Below are 20,906 nucleotides of genomic sequence, written 5' to 3' on the forward strand. Positions count from 1 at the left end.
GAAACATTCGTGAAGATGAGCAAAGATGTTAACAGGGAAGGTGTGTTTAGACATGAATCAACGTACCATTCGTTATCCACAGCCACTCTCGCAAGGGGGTATTGTCGGTGTGGCAGCACCCTCCAGCGGTGTAGGCGAATCCCTGCACCATTATCTTGAAGAGAGTAAACGAAACATGGAGCGCCTGGGCTTTGCCGTACAAGAAAGCCCTTCGCTCCGTCATAACACCAAATGTGTGAGTGCCTCCAAAGAGGATCGCGCCGAAGAGATGAATGCTTTTTTCCGTGACTCTAGTATTCAGGCCATCATTCCTCCATGGGGTGGGGAGTTTCTCATGGATATCCTCCCCCTGCTGGATTGGGAAGCTTTGAAAACATTACCGCCCAAATGGGTTATGGGATATTCGGATATCAGCACCTTTTTATTCGCATATACCCTGATCACCGGAACAGCATCAGCACATGGCACCAATTATGTGGATCTAAGATCAAACGCCCTCGATCCCGTGACTGCGCGCTGGATTGATGTGTTACAGACCAAATACGGCGGACAGATCATTCAATTGTCTTCTACACATTACCAGTCCGAATGGAAACCGGATCTACCTGGATTCAATTTGGATACACCCTCCCGCTGGAAACAGCTCGGCCACTCGGAAGATGCAGATACCTCTGTAGCTTTCTCCGGTCGGCTGATTGGGGGCTGTATGGATACGATCTCCTGTCTGATTGGCACGCCATATGCACCTGTTGCATCCTATCTGGAGCAATACTGTGCAGTCGAAGGAACCATCTGGTATCTGGAGAGCTGTGAGATGAACGCTGGAGATATCTACCGTCATCTGTGGCAGATGAAACAGGCAGGCTGGTTTGCAGGTGTGAAAGGCTTCTTGATTGGACGACCTGCGGGTTATTCCGATACAGCCGATTTTAATTTCACCGATGCCCTCTCCGCTGCACTGAGGGACCTGGATGTCCCTGTACTGTACGATGTGGATCTTGGTCATATTCCGCCTCAGTTAACCTTTGTGAATGGAGCACTGGGCAAAGTGGCTTATGAAAATGGACGCGGGAGCCTTGAGATGGCGTTCGTGTAATCACCTTTTGTAGGCAGATGCATACCTTGAAGTAAGAACTTATTTTGAGGAAGGGTTGTGCATCATGTCTGAATCCACATCCACGCCGTCCACGCGTGTCGTGTATCAAGCCAATCAACCGATGCTTCAATCCGTGCAAAGTGTGCGGAATATGCTTCATCATACAGCCCGGCAGCATGTAGGTAAGAAGGTACAAGTGCAGAATATCGATGGGCAGGTATGGGAAGGCGTCATTATTAGTGCAGACCGGGGAATTCTGTATCTCCAGGTTACCCCGATGCATGGATACCCTGAGCCACGTGCCTTGTTTGGACCGACGATTTTGCCGCTTGTGCTGTATGAACTGTTGGTTATTACACTGTTGATGTAGCTGGTAACATGCCACGATATCCGAACCGCTTCAAGAAGCTTCGCTCCTGTGACCTTCAGGTCTTGGGAACGAAGCTTTTTTAATCGTCATGGTGCTAGTGCGGTATGATATCTTGCGAGCGTGTGAAATATGATACAATGGTGTCGGCACCACGCCTTATCTCATATGAAACGGAGCTTGATCCGGTTGGAATACATACGTCACGATTCATCACCTGTATCGCAGACCGAGACGGGTATGATTGGCAACACCCCTACTGAACAATCCCGCGTGATTGCAATCTGTCTGCTCGCAGGGAAAATCATGCTGCAAAGCGGTGGTGAGACCTACCGTGTGGAAGATACGATGAAACGTATGGCCGCAGCGATGGGTTTACCCCATTCGCACAGTTATGTTGTGCCAACAGGTATTTTCTTCTCTGTCGATGCAACTGAACCTGCCAAGCTGATTCGCATCTCTGAGCGTACGACAGATCTGGACAAGGTGTCCGAAGTGAACGCGGTCTCCCGACGCATCGGACAAGGGGAACTATCCGTTCAGGAAGCCCATGACCTGTTGGTACAGATTGAAGGCAAGCCCTCCTCCTATTCAACGACTGTGCAGCTTACAGCCGCAGCGTTATCCAGTGGTTGTTTTACTATTATGTTCGGTGGGGGTTGGAGCGACTTTCTTCCGGCGTTAATCTGCGGCGGCATAGGTTATGCAGCCGTTATTGCCTTTCACCGATTGGTACGGGTCAAATTCTTCGCCGAGCTTACGGCGTCCTTCGTTATTGGCTTGCTCGCTTTTTTCCTGGTCTACATGGGAGCAGGACATGAACGGGACAAAATCATTATTGGTTCGGTTATGCCACTGGTACCGGGATTGTTAATTACCAATGCAGTTCGCGATTTGATGGCCGGACATCTGGTGTCCGGATTATCCAAGGGAGCCGAGGCCTTTCTGACTGCCTTTGCCATAGGAACCGGCATTGCGGTTGTATTTTCACTTTTTATGTAAGACGGAGGAATGCAGGATATGCTCCATTTTATTGAACAAGCCTTGACCAGCTTTGTCGCTTCAGCCGCGTTCGGGATCATCTTCAACGCACCACGGCGCATGCTGCTCCACGGTGGATTTGTCGGCATGATCGGCTGGATTATCTATGTCGTGCTCGAATATGCAGCAGATGCGGTTCCTGCTACACTTGCAGCGACTATAGCCGTAGGGGTCATCAGCCAGGTATTCTCTCGCATGTTTCGTGCACCTGTCATCATCTTCAGCGTTGCAGGCATCATTCCTCTGGTTCCTGGGGGACTGGCTTACAATGCGATGCGAAGTTTTGTGCAAAATGACTACAGTGCAGCCATGGAGATGGCCGCCAAAGCACTCATGTTATCCGGCGCCATTGCCGTAGGCCTGGTGTTATCCGAGGTATTGAACCAGATGATACGCCGAATTCCAGGCTCGATACGAACAAAATCATCATCGAAATGATCGTTCTTCTCATATATTCAACACGTGGAAGGCCCGTTAGGCATACAGGATGAAATCTTGTATACTAACGGGCCTTCCGTATAGCTTTCCTCTAGAGCATTGTAGAGCAGCTGATCAATCAATATTCTGTTTACTTCACAAACGTATTCTTCACACGCACCGACTTCAGGAAATACGGGATAAAGATACAACATGTCAGAAGTGATCGGATCGTTAAATTAAATGCTGATGTTGGATCGAGCACATGCTGCTCTCTTGGAACTTCGATTCGTGCGATCAAGATCCATGTCACGATTCCAATCAATACATTTGCAATGTACAGCATAATCATCATGCGCGGAAATTGCCTTTTTTTCTTATACAGCAGTACGAGATTCACGATAACGAGCATGAGTAACATGACGCTGCTTATGACGCCGAACCAGAGGAGCGGGCGTATCCCTTCAGCATACAGTTCCGGATCAACACCACGGACGCCTTCCCACCTTGCCGGATCCATAATCTCAGCCACCTGCGAGAGATCCGCGATGAGAAGCACGAGCGAAATAAATAGGCCCATTTGAATTAAAATAAGCCAGCCGCCTAATCCCGAGATGCCAGGCAGCTCTCCATCCGAATTCATGTGTCTATTGTTCATTTCATCCTCCTCATACCGAATATTAAACGTCTCCAGTAATAACCCGCTTGTGCCTAAGTTCCACTTCGTTGCCTAGCCTTAACATTCTTCTGATCCGGGTATCCTTTAGCATAATCTGTTGGCTGTGCCATGGCACTATTCCTTTCCCTTCCATAATTCATGATCTGTTCAAAGTATACCACCGAGGGATGAAACTGCGAAAATCATCGTGATCTTCACGGACACGTTCGATCTTGGTCATCATCTCATGTGTCTCTTCCGGCTTCACCTGCTGAATCCACACCACAGAAGACACCAGCGCCATAGCCATATACAGTGAATACAATCTCCAGAATGACTCATCCGGTTCATTGCCACCGAAATATCCCTGAATCTGACCCATAGAATATGGAATACTGATCTCCGAAGCGAATAAACCCAGCTTCAAAAACTCATGAATGGGGTCACCTTGATCATAACGATTAAAATCGATCACTCCTGCGAGCTTATCCTGATTCACGATCAGATTGCTCGGGTGAAAGTCATCATGCTGGAATCCATCTGGACGATTTTTCATCCAACCGAGATGGTCTTCAATAAACGTTAGAATAGCATGATCCTTGTTCATCACGATTGGGCACTGTTTATACCGCTCAACGTAACGTTGATGCTTCGTGCTCTTGCGTATGTACCAGGATTCGATCTGTTGCTCTATCGGCAACCGGTGAATCAGCTGTAACTGTGCTCCTGCTTCCAAGCCAACCGCCCACTGTTGCTGTTCATTCAGTTGAGGCAGTCTCTCGGAAGCATCTTCGCCTTCGATGTAGCTAAGAATCATATAACCGCTCTTCTCATCCAATCTACCTGTGCCTAACGTTGATGGGCACAGTACACCTAATTGTTGCATGCTCTTCATGCATTGATATTCCCTTTGTTTCATCCATTCCTCAGCAACATCATATACCCTTACCAGCACATGGCCTTGGCCGGGGACCAAAATTTTGAATTTAGCATCCGCTGAATAACCCTTCCTGACAGGTTCAATCCGACTGGCCTGACCAAGTTCAGGAATCTGTTTTAACCTGTCAATCAACGCATTGTCCATCGATGCATTCCATGTATTGTATTGGTCCAAGTCCTGAATCCTCCGTTGTGTCACATATAGCGTGTAGTATCGTCGTTCTATTCTCACTTTAGTGCTTATTATATCCTGTAACACTCTCATATGTATTCTATCCATTCCTATCATTACCATATGTCTCGTAGTGAATAAAATCTTCCTATTTAAAAAGCACGGATTTGGGTTCTTTGCCTGTCAGGGTCAGCATCGTATACAATTGCCCCCTGTGATGATACACATGCCCCATAATCTCAAGCAACCACTCCAGCCGACTATAGGAAGCTCCCCAGTATGAATCCGTCACATGCAGTAATTCTTCGGTATTAAACTGCCTGTAGCGTTGGTACAGATACATCTGGTTATCAATCAGAGCCTGCTTGATCTGACTGAGTGAATGAACCTGATTCTCTGCATAGAATAGAGCCATCTCTTCTTCCGATGCACCTTCCGAAATATAAACATCCGCTCGGCAGATCACAGACAGATGGGACAGCAGTTCCCCAACAGGCCGTTTGCCCTCAATTGGAGTCAAAGCCAAATCTTCTTCTGACAGCTGATCACATATATCAATTAATGATGTTACTGCCACATCAATATGTTTGAACGCAGATTGAATCAACAGGCACACTTCCTTTTTATCCCATTATACAGAACGTATGATCGGTTATCAACCAAAATATCCCTCCCTAATATATAAACAAGCTATACCCCAAATCTATATAAATTGAACTAAACATTTACACAAAACGGAGAGGACAGAAAGGACCTGAATAAGCGGAGCTAAAAGCTTTCTGCAAGAAAGCTGCTTCGGAAGCATACACTTCGCCTTTATCCCCGGATTTCCCCTTTATAAAAGGAATCAAAAAAATCTGGGGATAACAGCGATCGGAAGGTTGTTCTGTCATCGGAGTGGGCTACGAACAAAAAAGTCCTTCCTCCTTCTTACAGACGGGATTCAGGACATTTTGTTGCTTATTTGATTTCAAATCTTCGCTCAACTGGAATATAACGAACAATACGTTTGCTCGAATCGTCCAGCCTCCAGGTCAGACTTGCGAATGAAAAATTGCAATTCCCCGCAATCCCACCATTGGAAACCGATGGCGTCATGTGTATCTATCTTCAACAGCAGCAACGTATCGGATAGTTCCTGCCATGTCCGATCCTCATCACCGCCGTAATGCGAGGTGAGCTTCTTCTCACATTCCTGCTCGTTATAACCATACTCTTCTCCCAGCACAATCTGTAACAGGGCCCGGTGCTCGGCATCCGGATGCTGTCCATCAGGGTATCCAAACATCCCACCCCAATTCAGTGTACTTGGATGATTCCAGTTCGACTCGAATTCAAGGTATCGGTCATACAGATCTATTTCCGCCTCGGTCTCATCGGTCTCAGGCTGCGAAGGCGAGAGCTCGTTCAGCGCGTTGGCATCTATATAAGCATATGTAGGAAACTCAAGATTAGGCAGCACAGTCACCGAATGTGCAACAAAAGGAGCTCCATCCAGCGCGGTATTACCTTCTGGCTCTCGCCTTATCAGGTTATGAGAACTCGGCTCAAAGATCACACGATGCTCAATCGGACAAGCAGATTCATCCTTACCAACGAAAAAGTATAACATGCCCCGTTCAGGCAAAGTCCCGCGTCCATCATTCGGCGTATATGGTGATAAATCCACTAGGTTCAACTGGGCCAGGAAAGTCATTGGAACTCCTTCTTGTGTTACCGGCCACTCCATGCGACTTGGTAAATCCGGATGTCCACCTACACGTGAATTCCCTGTTCTGCGATATTCGTCCAATGTGGATACATCGAGGCGAATACCCCAGCGGCTTGAAGATAACAACAGATCGGCAGCGACTCCCAAACCATATTCCTCAAGTGTTTTACGAGCTTTTCTGGTCAGACGTTCACATTGTTCTGGCTTAATCATATAGATCCTCCCCTTCAGGCAATACACCTATGCTGAGACATATTCAGGTTCACCCCTGTATATTCTTCCGTCCTGACGTCTTTCCCTGCTTCTACATAAATTGAACTTAAGAATATTTTACACTTACCACTCCGATGACAAAACAACCTTCCGATCGCTGTGATCCCAGATTTTTTAGATTCACCTTTGCAAAGGTAAAAATCCGGGGATAAAGGCGAAGTGTATGCTTCCGGAGTAGCATTCTTGCAGAAAGCTTTTAACTCCGCTTCTTCAGGTTCTTTCTGTCCTATACATTCTCGTGTAGATGTGTAGTTCCATTTATATAGAAAAAAGAGACTGACATTCCTTGTCAGTCTACTTCTTTATCCTTTATTCCATTTCAACGATTCGGATCAGAAGGCTTTTCCTGGTAAGCACGCATATGCTCCTCACCGTCCAGGAATTCATGAGCCTGATGGGCAGCCATCACACCATGATAGCTGATATCCAGACCCAGATCTTCCTCTTCCTCAGTCGAACGAACAGGTACAATTTTGCCAATCAGCTTCAAACCGATCCAGGTCATGGCGAATCCCCAGATGACCAGGGCTGTAAGGCCAAGTGCCTGAACTCCCAGCAACCTCCAGCCGCCGCCCATGAATAATCCACCATCCGTAGCGAATAGACCTACAGCAATCGTTCCCCACATACCAGATGCAGCATGCACCGGGAACGCACCGACCGGATCATCAATCTGCCGACGGTCCAGCCAGTTGGTGGCAGCCATCATCAATAAACCGGATACCGCCCCAATGAATATGGCAGCTACATCGTCAACAAATGCACAGCCTGCCGTAATGCCGACCAACCCCGCAAGCGAACCGTTAATGACCGATGGTGCATCCGAACGATTGAAGCGGAATAGCGTATACAACAGCGTAACCGCACCACCTGAAGCCGCGGATAACATCGTAACAATAGCAATGTGACCAATTCTTACATCCGTTGCGCTCAGCGTACTGCCGGCATTAAAGCCAAACCAGCCAAACCATAGTAGAAATGCACCTACAGATGCCAGTGGCAGATTGCTCGGAAGTGCAATAGCACTTACGCCAAGCGGCGTGTACTTCCCTTTACGCGGACCAATGATAATCGCAGCAGCCAGTGCCGAGAATCCCCCGAGTGCATGGATGACAGCAGAACCGGCGAAGTCCTGCATCCCCAGCTGACTAAGCCAGCCACCGCCCCATGCCCAGTGTCCACCAATCGGATAGATGATCGCCGTCATCAATATGATATACAGAAGATAGGCACGGAAGTTGATGCGCTCTGCCACTGCTCCTGAGACGATGGAAATTACGGCAATGGTAAAGGCAGCCTGGAACAACCAGAATGTCTCCAGCGATACCGGTACGTCCAGATGGGACAAGTCACCATTCAGGAAGAAGCCCGTTACTCCAGCAAAACCGCCAACGTCCGAACCATACATCAGTCCAAATCCGATCGCATAAAATAGCAACGTTCCAATGGTGATATCAGCAAAAACCTTCATAATAATGTTCACACTATTTTTATAACGTACAAATCCAGCCTCAAGCAGGGCGAATCCACCCTCCATCAATAAAATCATGGCTGCACTCAGTACGACCCAGACCGTATCAATCCCGGTGCTTAACGTCTCCAAAGTCATGCTTGTACATCCTCCGTTTCACTAAGCTGTCTGAGCTCACGGATTGTATCGGGCGCAAGCTCAATCTCGTCCCGCTCAATGCTGTCCGGATGCTTAATTCGTTCTGCGATCTGATCCAATTCACGTATGCGTCTGCGAATCTGTTCCATCTTGCGAAAACGTTCCTTTACCTGCACCATATACTCTACCGCCTGATGATGGGATGCGGGGCGTCCCGCGAACCATTTGCGTACGGGCGACAACGATTGATAAGCAACCTCTTCCGCTCGACGCTTCTGTTCGAACTGTTCGATCTTCTGTTTGAGCGTTTCGATCTCATTTTCTTTTTTGACCTTCAGCCGTTCGATAAGGTACAATAAATCGGACGATGATATTTGCAATGCTGTATGGTGATACACCTCGTCGATTACTAACATATCATGTCAGGACTCCTTACATATCAAGTTACTTGTTACCGATTATAGTTTGCCGGGGTCTGCCCGTCAATCTTTTTTTGGGGATGTTACCGTTTGAAAATGATCGTTCGTGGAGAACGGCTTTTTTTATTTCAACTCAACTGCACCTAACAAGGTTAATTGCTATAGTTATTCGCATTCAATCATTCAATTGTCTAGGCTTATAGAATAAACATCCACATTTTGGGTAATGGACATTCACAGACTACCATCATCATAGAACCCACATAAGGAGAGGTTTGCACGATGTTTACTCGTAATGACGATATACGTAACCAAATCTGGGAAAGCGTCTCGGGGCTTGAAGAAGACCAATTGAACCGGAAACCTTCACCCGAACAATGGAGTATCCTGCAAGTACTGCGTCATCTGAATCTAATGGAACATGTAATCGGACAGCAAGCCCGCCTTGCACTTGTGAAGGACCAGACCGTGTCTGTGGACAAAAAGCCGTATGAATTAACACTGGACCGTAGCCGCTCCATTGAGGCACCGCCCCATCTTCAGCCTCCAGCAGCACGCGAAGCACTCGCAGATGTACGGAGTGATCTGGAGGAATCCCACCAGGCGCTAAACAACTTTGCATTGGATCATGACCCTGACCTGCTGCGCAGCAAGTCCTTTCCTCATCCCGTATTCGGTGAGTTGGATCTTACACAATGGATTGACTTCGCAAGTTATCATGAGGAGCGTCACTTGGGACAGATTCAGAGCATTAAGCATCAGTTTGGCGTATAAACGTCTTCACATACTGGAGTTCTATATTAGAACAACAAAAAAACCTCCAATCCTAAAATTTAGGTTGGAGGTTTCAACGTTCCAATATAGTGTTAATACATTCAGACATCCCCATGCTCATATCACAAATAAGCAGAGCACTTATATTTTTTTGCCCAAAATCGCCAGATCTCTATTCACACCATCCAGCACAGCCACTTCGGGATAATATCCCCACTGCTCAAAACCATGCTTGCGCAATAACCCCAGACTCGGTTCGTTATGTCCAAAGACAAATCCGAGAATCGTTGTAATGCCCAGCGCAGGACATGCCGCAAATACGGTATTGAGCAAACGTCCACCCGCCCCAATTCCTCGGCATTGTTGATCCACGTATACACTAACTTCCACCGTTCCGTTATACGCAGGGCGTCCATAGAACGAGCTGAGACTCGCCCAAGCTACAACTTGTCCCGCGTGCTTCATCACCCAGAGCGGACGATAATCCGGCGAATGCTCCTCAAACCACGGAACACGTTGCTCCACCGTCACCGGCTCCAGATCCGCTGTGACCATGCGGCTCTCAATGGTAGAGTTATATATCTCCACTATTCTCGGCAAGTCCTCCAGGCGCGCATATTCAATCTGCACATCTTCCAACTTCATGGCTACTCCTCCATCATTCCAGATCGTTCTATTATCATAGAGGATATTATAATGGAAAATAGAAGCCTTCGTCACCTCTAACATTCTGACAGAGAAATCAGTATATGTTTAAGTAAATATTTACACGACAACGGAGAGGACAGAACCAATCAGAAGAAGCGAAGCTAAAAGCTTTCTGAAAGAAAGCTGCATCGGAAGCATACGCGCCGCCTTTATCCCCGGATTTTCCCCTTTATATAAGGGAATCGATAAAATCTGGGGATAACAGCGATCGGAAGATGGTTCTGACCGCGTAGTGGTCCAGTGTAAATTCAATGCTTTAACTTATATATAGCATTACTCTGGAAGTCCCTGAATTGTGTTCCCACGCGTTAACTGCTGGCTCTGGTCTGCCCAACGAATGTTGATTGAGCGAGATGTGAACAGATCCGGGCCGTCCGATACCTGGAAATGCAGATGAGCTTCACTGGAGTTCCCCGAATTACCAAGCTCACCGATGAGGTCTCCCTGCTTGAGCTTATCTCCTTTTTTGACCGCAACACTGCCTTCCTTAATATGTCCTGTGATGCTGTACTCCCCATTTCCATGGTCGATCACCACATAGTTACCCGCTGGTTCTTCCGGATTCATGACCCCCGGTACGTTGTCCGGAATGTCGTTCTTGATGTCGACGACAGTACCATCGGCAGCTGCATAGAGCGGTTCACCAAAAGCATAGTAGTTTTCATTTGACGTTGCATCACCTTGATAACTGGAATTATCTTTCGTCCGGACGATGTCTAGCGCATACCGCTGCGTCTCATGCTCATAATGATAGTTCGACAGGGCATCATTGCCTCCCCAGAATACGTACCATTCCCCCTTCAACGGGAATTGAAATTCGGTTTTGGTGAATTTGGCATCCGTGTCTTCATGAGCTTGCAGTGGTTGAATCAGCAGACCTTCGATCTGATTTTCTTCGGAAAAATAGGCTCGAATCCCTTTCGTTCCTGTCTCATCCTTCCAAGCAACCTCTGATAATTGATTCATTTCGACGTTTACCACTTGCTCCCACGATTCAACGCCCTCCAGAAAAGGATCGGCGGTCGTTTTAAACTGCTCAAGCGTTAACGTTTCCTTCAATTCGGGAGAAAACTGACTATAGATTGCATCCTTTGAACCGTTCATCAACGTATCTATGAAATTGTCCGGTGTAACCATCGTGCTCCCCTCCGCACTTGAGTTCTGCTCCTGATTAGAGTTCTCACTTGCTTCATTATTGGACGCCTGTTCGGCTGACTGCTGCTCAGCCTGGTCGGAAGTAATCGAGTTGCCATTGCCGCAAGCAGACAATATCACGCAAGCTCCAAGGGTAATCGCAAGGACCTTCCAGCCCTTTCTATGCTGTAATTTCAAATATGTGTTTTGTTCTGAGTTCAGATGACCTTTCCTGTTCATTCTCAACATCCCTTCTACTGATCGTTATACTTTCCAGTTAAGTGTACAGAATGAGTCTTATCCTTCGTCTAACCCCAACTTACATGTAGTTAAACTCGCCATGCCTTCTGACGCTGCATAATTAAGATTCCGTTAAGATAGCTCGTACGCTATACAGCCCTCTTGGATGGTATGATTAACAATAAACACAAAGGAAGTATCAGGAGGTCATTTTTAAACTATGGATCACGTCTCATTACTGCTTGTGGATGATGAACAGGCTATTCTGCATATGCTCAAAACCGTGCTGCTCAAAGAGCAGTTTCTCGATATTGACACCGTTACAACAGGTGAAGCTGCCATTGAGGCCTGCAACAACAAGACGTATCATTGCATCGTGCTCGACATCATGCTTCCTGGCAAAAGCGGACTGGAAATCTGTCCTTTCCTACGGCAGGTCACCGATGCTCCTATCCTGTTTCTGACGGCCAAAACAACGGATTATGACAAATTAACCGGGTTCGCCGTTGGTGGCGACGATTATGTTGCCAAACCCTTTAATCCTCTCGAAGTCGTTGCTCGAATTAAATCATTACTGAAGCGTTATTTACCTACAAAAACAGCAGCGATCTCGGACCACGTCTCATCTAACGTAAATACGTCATCTTCCAGCATCCCGGAGGGTGTGTACGACTTTGGACGATTCCAGGTATTGGAATGGGCTGGTGAGCTTCGAGTTGAAGGAGAATCCGTAACCTGTCCGGCACTTGTGTTTCAACTGCTGCTCTTTTTCTGCAAGCATCCCAATCGCATATTCACCAAATCAGATCTATATGAGCGGGTATGGGGCTCTGAAGCCATTAGTGATGACAATACCGTGATGGTCCATATTCACCGCATTCGGGAGCGCATTGAAGCCGATCCTTCCAATCCAGTGTTTCTGGTTAACGTCCGGGGTCTGGGATACAAACTGATTCAGCCGGAACATGTGTCACGCCCATGAGTATTCGTCGCAGGTTAATGACCCGGTTTATCGGGATGCTCGCCGGTGCAGTTGTTCTTATTATCCTGCTTGGGTCTGTAGCCACCTACTGGGTCGTGCAGAAGATCAATGAAGTGAATCTGGTAGATGATTTTGCCACCAACGGTCTGGACCAATTAATTAATACAGCAGAGATCATGCCGGATGATACCATCCGATATGACCCCGAATTGCTGAAACAAGTGGATAAAAATCAAGGCTGGCTCCAGGTTCTGGATGAACAAGGTTACGCCATTGATGAATATCACACACCTGCCGATGTTCCTACTCACTATAAACCGGGGGAATTGATTGCATACTGGGAAAGCCAGAAGCCGTTCCCTTATCAGATTGTCATGCTGATCCGGGAGAAGAACGGAAAGGATTTTACCTTGTTATATGGTGAGCGCAACCCAGCCAGGGTCCTAATAGATCAAATTCGTTCGGATCGAGGTCCCACCAGTGGAAAATTCGCTCTTCAACCTGAGCAACAAGAAGCCATTCGTGCCGCCAATGCCTACCTTCAAGTATTGGACCCGTCAGGACGTGAAATCTCCTCCTTCAACAAACCAGCCATGGACGTACCGACCGAATACACCATTCAGGAACTCGTTCTGCAAGTTCGCTATCCGAGTCGATATGGCCTGTCTGTTGCAACGTGGTACGACGAACAGAATGAAACCACTTGGCTGATTAGCATTCCTAGTGACCCATCCGCCACCGGGAATGAGAACCCCTACAGTTTTATTCTGGAACCGGCATTGGTTATATTGATCGTGAGCATCATCATTCTGCTCATCTTGCTCGCCTTCTGGTATGCCAACCGCTTCGGCTCGCCCATGCTGCATATGCTCCAATGGTTACAGCGTCTGGAGCGAGGGCATTACGAGGAACCCACCGGAACGTTAGGAGTACCTCGCAGCCAGCGTCGTAACGGAAAATGGAAACGGAAATATCACGTGTATGCTGAGGTGCTCCGCTCCATGCAAGCCTTGTCTCACACGTTGAAACAAGATGAAGAACTTCGGAAACAGACCGATTCACTACGCGAGGAATGGATTGCTGGCATAACACATGATCTTAAGACGCCCCTGTCCTCCATTCAGGGATACGCCCATATGCTTGAGGCGGACAAATATAGCTGGACCGAGGAAGAAGTCAGGGAATTCGCAGGCATAATGCTCGATAAATCCATGTATATGGACAGGCTTGTCAACGACCTTGCCATGACCTATCGATTACGCAGTGGAGGATATCAACCTGTGGTGGAAGAGACTGACGTAAATACGTTGCTTCGTGATCTGATTCAGCGCGCTGAACGGAATCCGGCATATGGGGAAGGTCGTATTATCTTCCAAGCTTCCGAAGTGCCAGTATATGGCCTTGTGCATATTCCGTCATTTGAACGAATCGTGGATAATCTGACCGCCAACGCCCTTCTTCATAATCCACTGGAGTCCACCCTGGTCGTTAGTGTTCATTCAGGTAAGCAAGCAGATCAATTCAGCATTCAGTTTGCAGATAATGGACGAGGCATGGACTCCGAGACGGTATGGAAGTTATTTGAACGATACTATCGCGGTACAGATACAGGTACATCGGATGTTGGATCAGGTCTGGGTATGGCGGTAACCAAAGGTTTGATCGAAGCCATGAAAGGTCGTATTGAGGTACAATCCACGCCTGGTGAAGGAACACTCATTCGCTTAATATGGGATGAGCCGTCCCAAACCAATTAAAATGTTCCACTTGACCTTTCCATTTTCAGTCTATATAATCGACACTCAACAACACCTGTTCCAATATATTGATATTGAATGCAACATATTTCAGAATAATTCTAATGAGTTGATCTAACATATTTGGCGATGACCAGAGACATGATTTCGTTTGCGTGCTGCCCAGAGAGAGAGGGGATTGGTGAAACCTTCTTCAGCGAACGGACCGGAATTACCCCTCTGCAGCCGTGACCTCGAACCTCAGCATTTCGGACTTCCTTCGGATGTTCGGCATGTTGCCAGTAGAGTTCACCGCCTGATCCCCGATAACGGATTCCAATGAGGGTTATGATGTTTCCTGTTCACGGCGGCTGGCCGAGATCAGGATGCACCATAACCAAATTAGGGTGGAACCACGAGCCAAGCGCACTCGTCCCTTTTCCGGGACGGGTGTTTTTTGCGCTTTCATTTTAAGAAATGGAGAGTGGTTCACATGAGCAAACAGGAAAACAGTAACTCAGCAAGCAACAAATCAGGTAACGAAATTAACAACCAAGCAAATGATCTGCAAAAATCCAGCCATTCCATTGAGGTCCGTCTGCAAGGCGGCGCGGTACGTTCCTACGAAGCAGGCGTCACTGTGGGTGCGGTCGCCTCATCCATCAGCACAAGCCTGGGCAAACAGGCCATTGGCGGTATTGTAGATGGCAAGAACGTTGATCTGGAGTGGATGCTGGAACAGGATTGCGAACTAGTCATCGTTACTTTGGACAGTGCGGAAGGTCTATATCGTTATCGTCACAGCGCAGCACATGTGCTGGCACAGGCGCTCAAACGTATCTACGGTGCAGAACAAGTAAAACTGGGCATCGGCCCCGTCATTGAAGATGGATTCTATTACGATGTTGATCTGGAGCATGCCTTGTCCATCAGTGATCTGGCCGCCATTGAGCGGGAAATGAACAAAATCATTCAGGAGAATCATAAGATCAGTCGCCGGGTGGTTAACCGGGAGGAAGCCCTTCGTATATTCGGAGAGATCCAGGACCCGTACAAGCTTGAACTTATTCGGGATTTGCCAGAGGAAGCAGAACTTTCAATTTATGATCAAGGAGAGTTCTTCGATCTATGCCGCGGTCCCCATCTTCCATCCACTGGTCGGATTAAAGCATTCAAGCTCTTGAATGTGGCTGGTGCGTACTGGCGGGGGAACTCGGATAATAAGATGCTGCAACGCATCTACGGCACTGCTTTTCCGAACAAAGCCCAACTGGATGAACATCTGCACATGCTCGAAGAAGCGAAAAAACGGGATCATCGTAAACTCGGCAAAGAGCTTGAACTGTTCATGTTCTCTGAAGAAGCTCCCGGCATGCCCTTCTATCTGCCCAAAGGCATGACTGTTCGCACTGAACTGGAGCAGTTCTCCCGTGAGCTGCAATTGCAAGAGGGATATCAGGAAGTCCGGACTCCTCTCATGATGAACAACCGGCTGTGGGAGCAATCCGGCCACTGGGAGCATTACAAGGACAATATGTATTTTTCGGAAGTGGACGATGCGACTTTTGCACTCAAACCGATGAACTGCCCCGGGCACATGCTGATCTTCAAAAATACACTCCATTCCTACCGCGAATTGCCGATTCGCATGATGGAATTCGGTCAGGTTCACCGTCATGAATTCTCAGGTGCCCTGAACGGTATGATGCGCGTGCGGACATTCTGCCAGGATGATGCTCATCTCTACGTCATGCCAGAGCAGATTGAGGACGAGATCAATCAGGCGATCTCACTGATCGGACGTATGTACGATATCTTTGGATTCGAATATAAGATTGAGTTGTCCACTCGTCCGGAAGATTCCATGGGATCGGAAGAACTGTGGGATCAGGCGGAACGCGCATTGCAAAATGTTCTGGATCGTCGGGGCGTGGAATATCGCATTAACGAAGGAGACGGTGCCTTTTATGGACCGAAAATTGACTTTCACATCCTCGATGCGCTGAAGCGTAGCTGGCAATGCGGAACAATCCAGCTTGATTTTCAAATGCCGGAGAAGTTCGACCTCACTTACATTGGCGAGGATAGCCTAAAACACCGTCCGGTCGTAATCCACCGTGCCATCTACGGTTCCATCGATCGTTTCATCGGCATCCTGACTGAGCACTATGCAGGTGCGTTCCCACTCTGGCTCGCACCTGTGCAAGTGAAGCTGCTGCCTGTATCGGATCATTACGCCGATTACGCGCTTCAAGTACAAAGCCAGCTCCGGGCTGCAGGCATCCGGGTAGAAACAGATCTGCGCAGCGAGAAGCTCGGGTACAAAATCCGTGAAGCTCAGATGGAAAAAGTACCTTATTCGCTCGTACTTGGTGAGAATGAGAAAAATGCCTCATCCGCATCTGTCCGTGCATACGGTCAGGGAGATCAAGGCATCCAACCTATTGAAGCTTTTATTGAAATGATCCAACAAGCGGTGAAAGCTAAAGCCTGATCCACATCCGCATCACAACTTCTCGTCAGGCTTCAGCCCAACCTGTTCTTCGCTCCACATCCAGAAACGCTCAGCTGAAGCATCATCAACGGCATGTGCCTTCAGCTGCTGCTCTTTCTGTTGATAGAAGTAACCTCCGGTGATCCCGACAACTTCAGGACTTGTGGCCAGATAGACAGCCGTTCGCGCCCCTTCTTCAGGCGACAGGAAGAATGGAAGCTTGCCTACAAACGCCATAATGCGTGTGCCAAATCCGGTATTGCGATCTACGCCAATACTCGTTCCCACCGCACCAGGGTGCAGACAGTTCACTGTGACAGACGTACCCGACAGTTTGCGAGCCAGTGCACGAGTGAACAGCACGTTAGCCAATTTGGATTGAGCATAGCTTTTGATCGGATTATAACCTTTGTGCAGATGTGGATCTTCGAAGTGGATTTTGCCGGCCTTGTACGCACCTGACGAAACGTTCACAACCCGTCCCTGCTTCGCGGCTTTCAGAGGTTCTATCAAAAGTAAGGTCAGCAGGAAATGCCCCAGATGGTTAATACCGATACTTTGTTCGAACCCATCTGAGGTTTCCTTCCGCTTAACCATCACTACCCCCGCATTATTAACCAGAACGTCAAGGCTGTCATGGCACTCGCGGAATGTTCGGGCAAACTGGCGTATGCTGTCGAGTGAACCGAGGTCACACAACATCAATTCAATCGCAGAAGAGCCGGACTGACGCACAGCTTCCTGAAGAGCCTCCTGTCCGCGCTTCTCACTGCGGCATGCCATAATTACGCGATATCCTTGCCTTGCAAGTTCAATGGTCGTTGCCAACCCCATACCTGAGTTAGCTCCTGTTACAATTGCTGTCTGATTGGACATGAGGTACTTCCCTTCTGAACCTGAGGTTCCGAAATTAGAGGCGCGACGGCGTACAATATGAGATAATGATAGGATCACATCTCGGTTTCCATGGGAGGACAAGTATGCTGACCAAAGAAGATTTTAAAAAAGTTAAAAAACAAGCCAAACTCGAAATCGCACTACTCGAACAGGAATATGAGGATATCTTGCAGAGCGTCGATTCCACGCTGTATGAAAAATACGGTATCTTGGACGACGAAGAATCACGTGAGCTCACCCGTAAACGCAAAAACCGAAGATATGCTTCACTCGTCATTGAACTATGCGCCATTATTGAACAAATGTTAAATCAACTGTACAGACACGTATATCAGAAAAAGTTTAATTCGACCCAGCTGATGAAAACTCCTGCCTACCGTGCACGTTCCAATATGGAGATTATTCAGGCCGAACTGAGTAAAGAATTCATTGCCCTGGAATCCGAAAAGGAACACTTTGCCGAAGCCCTTAGTCAGGTGTTTCAGACGAGAAACAAACTTGTTCATGATAATTTCTCATTTGTCACCATCGTTAAAGATGGCAGTAATGAAGAAGAAACGTTCGAAGCACTGCTCCATACCGTTAAAAAATATAGAAAACACTTGAAATATAATCGTCCTGAATAACAACAATTATCGCTTAAAAAGAAAAGGAGGTGTACCGGACTAAGGTCCGGATCACCATGAGCCATCCAACAACTTCGATTACTGTGCTACATCTTCATATTCCTACACCTTCAGGGAAAAACCCCATATTTCCCGTCATGCTTCGTGACGAAGATGGCGTTACCCTGGTGGATACGGGCATGATTGGACAATTTGCCGAACTTCAATCCGCATTGGAACAAGAGGGCATACAGCTCTCGGACGTCAAACGGGTGATTATTACTCATCAGGACATCGATCATATCGGTAACTTAGGCGCTCTTCTGGATGCCATACCTGATCTGGAAATCTGGGCACATGCCGATGAAATTCCGTATCTAACCGGTGAGAAGCCTTTGATCAAATTTACTCCAGAACGTCGTGCTCTGCTGCCCGCTCCCGTTTTGGCACTGGCAGACCAACTGCTCTTGCAGCTGCCCGAAGTGAACATTAGCAGAACGCTGGCAGACGGAGACTTGTTACCTTTTCAAGGCGGTACACAGGTCATTCATACACCGGGACATACGCCAGGCCATATCTGCCTGTATTTCGGGGAGCAGCAATTCCTGCTCGCTGCCGATGAACTTCGTGTAGTCGATGATGAACTGGTTGGTCCTGCACCACCCGCGACACCCGACATGCCTGAAGCGCTGCGAAGCCTGAAGAAACTGACAGTGCTCAAACTTAATAAGGTTCTCTGTTATCACGGTGGAGAGTACACGAATGATCCAGCTCAGCGCATTGCCACACTTGCGGAGAGCGCAGAGTAAGCAAAAAACGCAGACTTGTGAGTGTTTGGAACGACAACACATCATGTTAAAACTTTTTATCTTGGTGTGGCATTGTGCGTTATAGCTCATTCAAGATTAGAATGACATCTACATTAAAATTAAGGAGCTGTCCCAAATGTCATTAATTTGACGGGACAGCTCCTTTGATTAATTAACCATATACATTTTTACTACTGCACTGGGATGCATATGGTATCGTCTATTGCACACGATATGTACGCAGTATCTTATATCGCCCCACTGCATGTGCACACGGTGTCCTCTAACGAATCTCAGACACCCTATATGCTATATTTTGAGCATTAAGATTTTCTAACGAACTTCAGCCACCTTATTCACGAGTTTCACTGGTTTTCCCGCAGGTTTCGAGGAATTCTGGCGATATAACGTGGCTGAGGTTCGTTACGTTATTCATAGACCTCTAAACCTCTATATAAGGTGTGTCAGGTTCGTCAGAAAAATTATAGAGAGCGATTCAGGGCTTTTACAGCGAGACAATTCGGTTCGACGCTGTCCTGCAACACTGGTTTATCTTCCCTTACTCCAGACTTAACTCTCCGGAGTAAGCACAATTAGCTTGTCATCCCCATCACGTGGCGATCCCCTTCCATCCCGATTGTTCGTAAGCACGTACAATTTCCCGTCCTCACCCGCACTCACATTGCGAATCCGGCCCCACTCCTCTTCGAAGATGGGTTCCACCTGCTCTACCTGTGTACCATCTTCCGAAAGAGTGACCTTCAGCAACTGCTCTCCACGCAGATTTGCGACAATCAGCGATCCGGCCCATGGTCCTTCCTCGACAAAAGCTACACCAGACGGAGCCCAAGTGTCGTTCCCACTATGTGCAAGCGGAGCCTGATATGCGCCGTTGTCATCGTCATCTCCTTCTACCTCGGGCCAGCCATAATTCTCACCGGCTACAATCCGGTTAATCTCATCGTGATTCCGCTGCCCATGCTCGGTAGAATACAGATAGCCGTTGTCCGGGTTCCAGGCAAGTCCTTGTGCGTTACGGTGCCCCATACTGTATACAGGAGAATTCGGCCATGGGTTGTCTGCCGGGATCGATCCATCGAGACCAATCCGCAATATTTTACCCCCAAGGCTATCTTCGTTCTGTGACAGTTCCGGTTCATACCGCTCACCTGTCGTGATATAGAGCAACTTGTCCGGACCAATCTTGATCCGCCCACCGTTATGATTCGTTCCGCCTGGAATGTTACCAAGCAACTCTTGATCTATGACGGCTTTGCCATCATTCACCTTGAGGCGTAACACCCGATTGGCAATGTCGTCGCCTTCCAGGTAGGAGTGGTATGCATACAGATAACCGTTATCCTCGAAGTCCGGATCAGCTGCAAGACCCAACAGACCTCCTTCACCTTCTTCATTAAACGGGGCTGAGAATTCAATCAGTGGTTCAGGGGCTAGTTTTCCATCCTCAATGACCCGAATCGCACCAGGGCGTTCCGTTACAAACATCCGGCCATCAGGCACACTCACAATCTCCCATGGTGCATTCAATCCTTCAACCAGAACGGATGCTTGATACGGAATAACCGTCTCTCCCTGCGCTCCACTCTCATTTCCACTTGCACCGGTATTGCCTCCATTGGCTGTCTGCCCCTGACCGGTTCCCTGCCCCTGAGACGTCTGCTCTACTCCTCCCGTTGAGGGTTCGCCTGAAGAGCATGACGCGGTTAACAGTGCCACACTTAATAATGAAGCATACAGCGGAACGGTTACTCGATTATTCATGATTACATCTCCCTTCAAATTTGATTTTTATCTATAATTGTAG

General features: G+C 47.8%; 20 protein-coding genes. 10 read left to right on the top strand and 10 right to left on the bottom strand.

Annotated elements, in window-relative coordinates:
* Window positions 1-52 precede the first annotated feature (52 nt).
* The 4 genes from FS628_RS06910 (at window position 53) to FS628_RS06925 (ending at window position 2,942) form a co-directional block, all read left to right on the top strand.
* On the top strand, window positions 53-1,096 hold the full coding sequence (locus FS628_RS06910; RefSeq protein ID WP_145320295.1) for a S66 family peptidase: 1,044 nt from the start codon (window positions 53-55) through the stop codon (window positions 1,094-1,096).
* 64 nt (window positions 1,097-1,160) lie between these two features.
* Window positions 1,161-1,466 carry a hypothetical protein gene (locus tag FS628_RS06915; RefSeq protein ID WP_047842070.1) on the top strand — a complete coding sequence of 102 codons (306 nt, stop codon included), beginning with the start codon at window positions 1,161-1,163 and terminating at the stop codon, window positions 1,464-1,466.
* 237 nt (window positions 1,467-1,703) lie between these two features.
* Window positions 1,704-2,465, top strand: a complete 762-nt coding sequence (locus FS628_RS06920) for a threonine/serine exporter family protein (protein WP_145321442.1) — start codon at window positions 1,704-1,706, stop codon at window positions 2,463-2,465.
* 18 nt (window positions 2,466-2,483) lie between these two features.
* A complete protein-coding gene (locus FS628_RS06925) occupies window positions 2,484-2,942 on the top strand; it encodes a threonine/serine exporter family protein (protein WP_145320297.1) in 459 nt (152 codons plus the stop codon).
* 130 nt (window positions 2,943-3,072) lie between these two features.
* On the opposite strand, the gene FS628_RS06930 is transcribed toward FS628_RS06925, so the two are convergent.
* The 6 genes from FS628_RS06930 to FS628_RS06955 all read right to left on the bottom strand — a co-directional run bounded on the left by FS628_RS06930 (window position 3,073) and on the right by FS628_RS06955 (window position 8,699).
* The gene (locus tag FS628_RS06930) at window positions 3,073-3,579 is read right to left on the bottom strand and encodes a DUF2569 domain-containing protein (protein ID WP_145320299.1); all 507 of its coding nucleotides are present in this window, start codon (window positions 3,577-3,579) and stop codon (window positions 3,073-3,075) included.
* Between the two features lie 157 nt (window positions 3,580-3,736).
* The gene (locus tag FS628_RS06935; RefSeq protein WP_186327729.1) at window positions 3,737-4,693 is read right to left on the bottom strand and encodes an aminoglycoside phosphotransferase family protein; all 957 of its coding nucleotides are present in this window, start codon (window positions 4,691-4,693) and stop codon (window positions 3,737-3,739) included.
* A 145-nt stretch (window positions 4,694-4,838) separates the two neighbouring features.
* Window positions 4,839-5,297: a DinB family protein gene (locus tag FS628_RS06940; protein ID WP_145320301.1), complete on the bottom strand. Its 459-nt coding sequence runs from the start codon at window positions 5,295-5,297 to the stop codon at window positions 4,839-4,841.
* Between the two features lie 375 nt (window positions 5,298-5,672).
* The gene (locus FS628_RS06945) at window positions 5,673-6,614 is read right to left on the bottom strand and encodes a DUF1963 domain-containing protein (protein ID WP_145320302.1); all 942 of its coding nucleotides are present in this window, start codon (window positions 6,612-6,614) and stop codon (window positions 5,673-5,675) included.
* A gap of 379 nt (window positions 6,615-6,993) precedes the next feature.
* Window positions 6,994-8,283 (bottom strand): ammonium transporter, encoded by a 1,290-nt coding sequence (locus FS628_RS06950; RefSeq protein ID WP_145320303.1) that lies wholly within the window; start codon window positions 8,281-8,283, stop codon window positions 6,994-6,996.
* On the bottom strand, window positions 8,280-8,699 hold the full coding sequence (locus tag FS628_RS06955) for a hypothetical protein (RefSeq protein ID WP_145320305.1): 420 nt from the start codon (window positions 8,697-8,699) through the stop codon (window positions 8,280-8,282). Before FS628_RS06955 ends, FS628_RS06950 begins: the two co-directional genes overlap by 4 nt.
* Window positions 8,700-8,984: 285 nt before the next feature.
* On the opposite strand from FS628_RS06955, the gene FS628_RS06960 reads away from it, so the two are divergent.
* The gene (locus FS628_RS06960) at window positions 8,985-9,476 is read left to right on the top strand and encodes a DinB family protein (RefSeq protein WP_145320307.1); all 492 of its coding nucleotides are present in this window, start codon (window positions 8,985-8,987) and stop codon (window positions 9,474-9,476) included.
* A gap of 141 nt (window positions 9,477-9,617) precedes the next feature.
* On the opposite strand, the gene FS628_RS06965 is transcribed toward FS628_RS06960, so the two are convergent.
* Window positions 9,618-10,121 (bottom strand): GNAT family N-acetyltransferase, encoded by a 504-nt coding sequence (locus FS628_RS06965; RefSeq protein ID WP_145320309.1) that lies wholly within the window; start codon window positions 10,119-10,121, stop codon window positions 9,618-9,620.
* A 336-nt stretch (window positions 10,122-10,457) separates the two neighbouring features.
* A complete protein-coding gene (locus FS628_RS06970) occupies window positions 10,458-11,516 on the bottom strand; it encodes a peptidoglycan DD-metalloendopeptidase family protein (RefSeq protein WP_222125193.1) in 1,059 nt (352 codons plus the stop codon).
* Between the two features lie 262 nt (window positions 11,517-11,778).
* Here FS628_RS06970 and FS628_RS06975 point away from each other — a divergent pair, with 262 nt between their 5' ends.
* From FS628_RS06975 to thrS, 3 genes are all read left to right on the top strand, one after another.
* Window positions 11,779-12,540 (top strand): response regulator transcription factor, encoded by a 762-nt coding sequence (locus FS628_RS06975; RefSeq protein WP_145320313.1) that lies wholly within the window; start codon window positions 11,779-11,781, stop codon window positions 12,538-12,540.
* Window positions 12,537-14,297: a sensor histidine kinase gene (locus FS628_RS06980; protein ID WP_145320315.1), complete on the top strand. Its 1,761-nt coding sequence runs from the start codon at window positions 12,537-12,539 to the stop codon at window positions 14,295-14,297. Before FS628_RS06975 ends, FS628_RS06980 begins: the two co-directional genes overlap by 4 nt.
* A gap of 472 nt (window positions 14,298-14,769) precedes the next feature.
* Window positions 14,770-16,770: a threonine--tRNA ligase gene (thrS, locus tag FS628_RS06985; protein WP_260870946.1), complete on the top strand. Its 2,001-nt coding sequence runs from the start codon at window positions 14,770-14,772 to the stop codon at window positions 16,768-16,770.
* Window positions 16,771-16,782: 12 nt separating this feature from the next.
* Here thrS and FS628_RS06990 read toward each other — a convergent pair whose 3' ends face one another.
* Window positions 16,783-17,646 (bottom strand): SDR family oxidoreductase, encoded by an 864-nt coding sequence (locus tag FS628_RS06990; RefSeq protein ID WP_145320317.1) that lies wholly within the window; start codon window positions 17,644-17,646, stop codon window positions 16,783-16,785.
* Window positions 17,647-17,750: 104 nt separating this feature from the next.
* Between FS628_RS06990 and FS628_RS06995 the strand changes: the two genes are divergently transcribed.
* Window positions 17,751-18,293: a hypothetical protein gene (locus FS628_RS06995; protein ID WP_145320318.1), complete on the top strand. Its 543-nt coding sequence runs from the start codon at window positions 17,751-17,753 to the stop codon at window positions 18,291-18,293.
* A 56-nt stretch (window positions 18,294-18,349) separates the two neighbouring features.
* The gene (locus FS628_RS07000) at window positions 18,350-19,081 is read left to right on the top strand and encodes an MBL fold metallo-hydrolase (RefSeq protein WP_145320320.1); all 732 of its coding nucleotides are present in this window, start codon (window positions 18,350-18,352) and stop codon (window positions 19,079-19,081) included.
* 570 nt (window positions 19,082-19,651) lie between these two features.
* Here the strand turns inward: FS628_RS07000 and FS628_RS07005 are convergent.
* On the bottom strand, window positions 19,652-20,863 hold the full coding sequence (locus FS628_RS07005) for a PQQ-dependent sugar dehydrogenase (RefSeq protein ID WP_145320322.1): 1,212 nt from the start codon (window positions 20,861-20,863) through the stop codon (window positions 19,652-19,654).
* Between the last annotated feature and the right edge of the window lie 43 nt (window positions 20,864-20,906).

The organism is Paenibacillus xylanexedens (assembly GCF_007676705.1).
Lineage (GTDB): Bacteria > Bacillota > Bacilli > Paenibacillales > Paenibacillaceae > Paenibacillus > Paenibacillus xylanexedens_C.

Coding starts and splice junctions, on each gene's coding strand:
- FS628_RS06915 (WP_047842070.1), top strand. CDS start 1,161: ATGTCTGAATCCACATCCACGCCGTCCACGCGTGTCGTGTATCAAGCC.
- FS628_RS06980 (WP_145320315.1), top strand. CDS start 12,537: ATGAGTATTCGTCGCAGGTTAATGACCCGGTTTATCGGGATGCTCGCC.
- FS628_RS06990 (WP_145320317.1), bottom strand. CDS start 17,646: ATGTCCAATCAGACAGCAATTGTAACAGGAGCTAACTCAGGTATGGGG.
- FS628_RS06955 (WP_145320305.1), bottom strand. CDS start 8,699: ATGTTAGTAATCGACGAGGTGTATCACCATACAGCATTGCAAATATCA.
- FS628_RS06925 (WP_145320297.1), top strand. CDS start 2,484: ATGCTCCATTTTATTGAACAAGCCTTGACCAGCTTTGTCGCTTCAGCC.
- FS628_RS07005 (WP_145320322.1), bottom strand. CDS start 20,863: ATGAATAATCGAGTAACCGTTCCGCTGTATGCTTCATTATTAAGTGTG.
- FS628_RS06930 (WP_145320299.1), bottom strand. CDS start 3,579: ATGAACAATAGACACATGAATTCGGATGGAGAGCTGCCTGGCATCTCG.
- FS628_RS06945 (WP_145320302.1), bottom strand. CDS start 6,614: ATGATTAAGCCAGAACAATGTGAACGTCTGACCAGAAAAGCTCGTAAA.
- FS628_RS07000 (WP_145320320.1), top strand. CDS start 18,350: ATGAGCCATCCAACAACTTCGATTACTGTGCTACATCTTCATATTCCT.
- FS628_RS06910 (WP_145320295.1), top strand. CDS start 53: ATGAATCAACGTACCATTCGTTATCCACAGCCACTCTCGCAAGGGGGT.
- FS628_RS06950 (WP_145320303.1), bottom strand. CDS start 8,283: ATGACTTTGGAGACGTTAAGCACCGGGATTGATACGGTCTGGGTCGTA.
- thrS (WP_260870946.1), top strand. CDS start 14,770: ATGAGCAAACAGGAAAACAGTAACTCAGCAAGCAACAAATCAGGTAAC.
- FS628_RS06965 (WP_145320309.1), bottom strand. CDS start 10,121: ATGAAGTTGGAAGATGTGCAGATTGAATATGCGCGCCTGGAGGACTTG.
- FS628_RS06920 (WP_145321442.1), top strand. CDS start 1,704: ATGATTGGCAACACCCCTACTGAACAATCCCGCGTGATTGCAATCTGT.
- FS628_RS06995 (WP_145320318.1), top strand. CDS start 17,751: ATGCTGACCAAAGAAGATTTTAAAAAAGTTAAAAAACAAGCCAAACTC.
- FS628_RS06975 (WP_145320313.1), top strand. CDS start 11,779: ATGGATCACGTCTCATTACTGCTTGTGGATGATGAACAGGCTATTCTG.
- FS628_RS06960 (WP_145320307.1), top strand. CDS start 8,985: ATGTTTACTCGTAATGACGATATACGTAACCAAATCTGGGAAAGCGTC.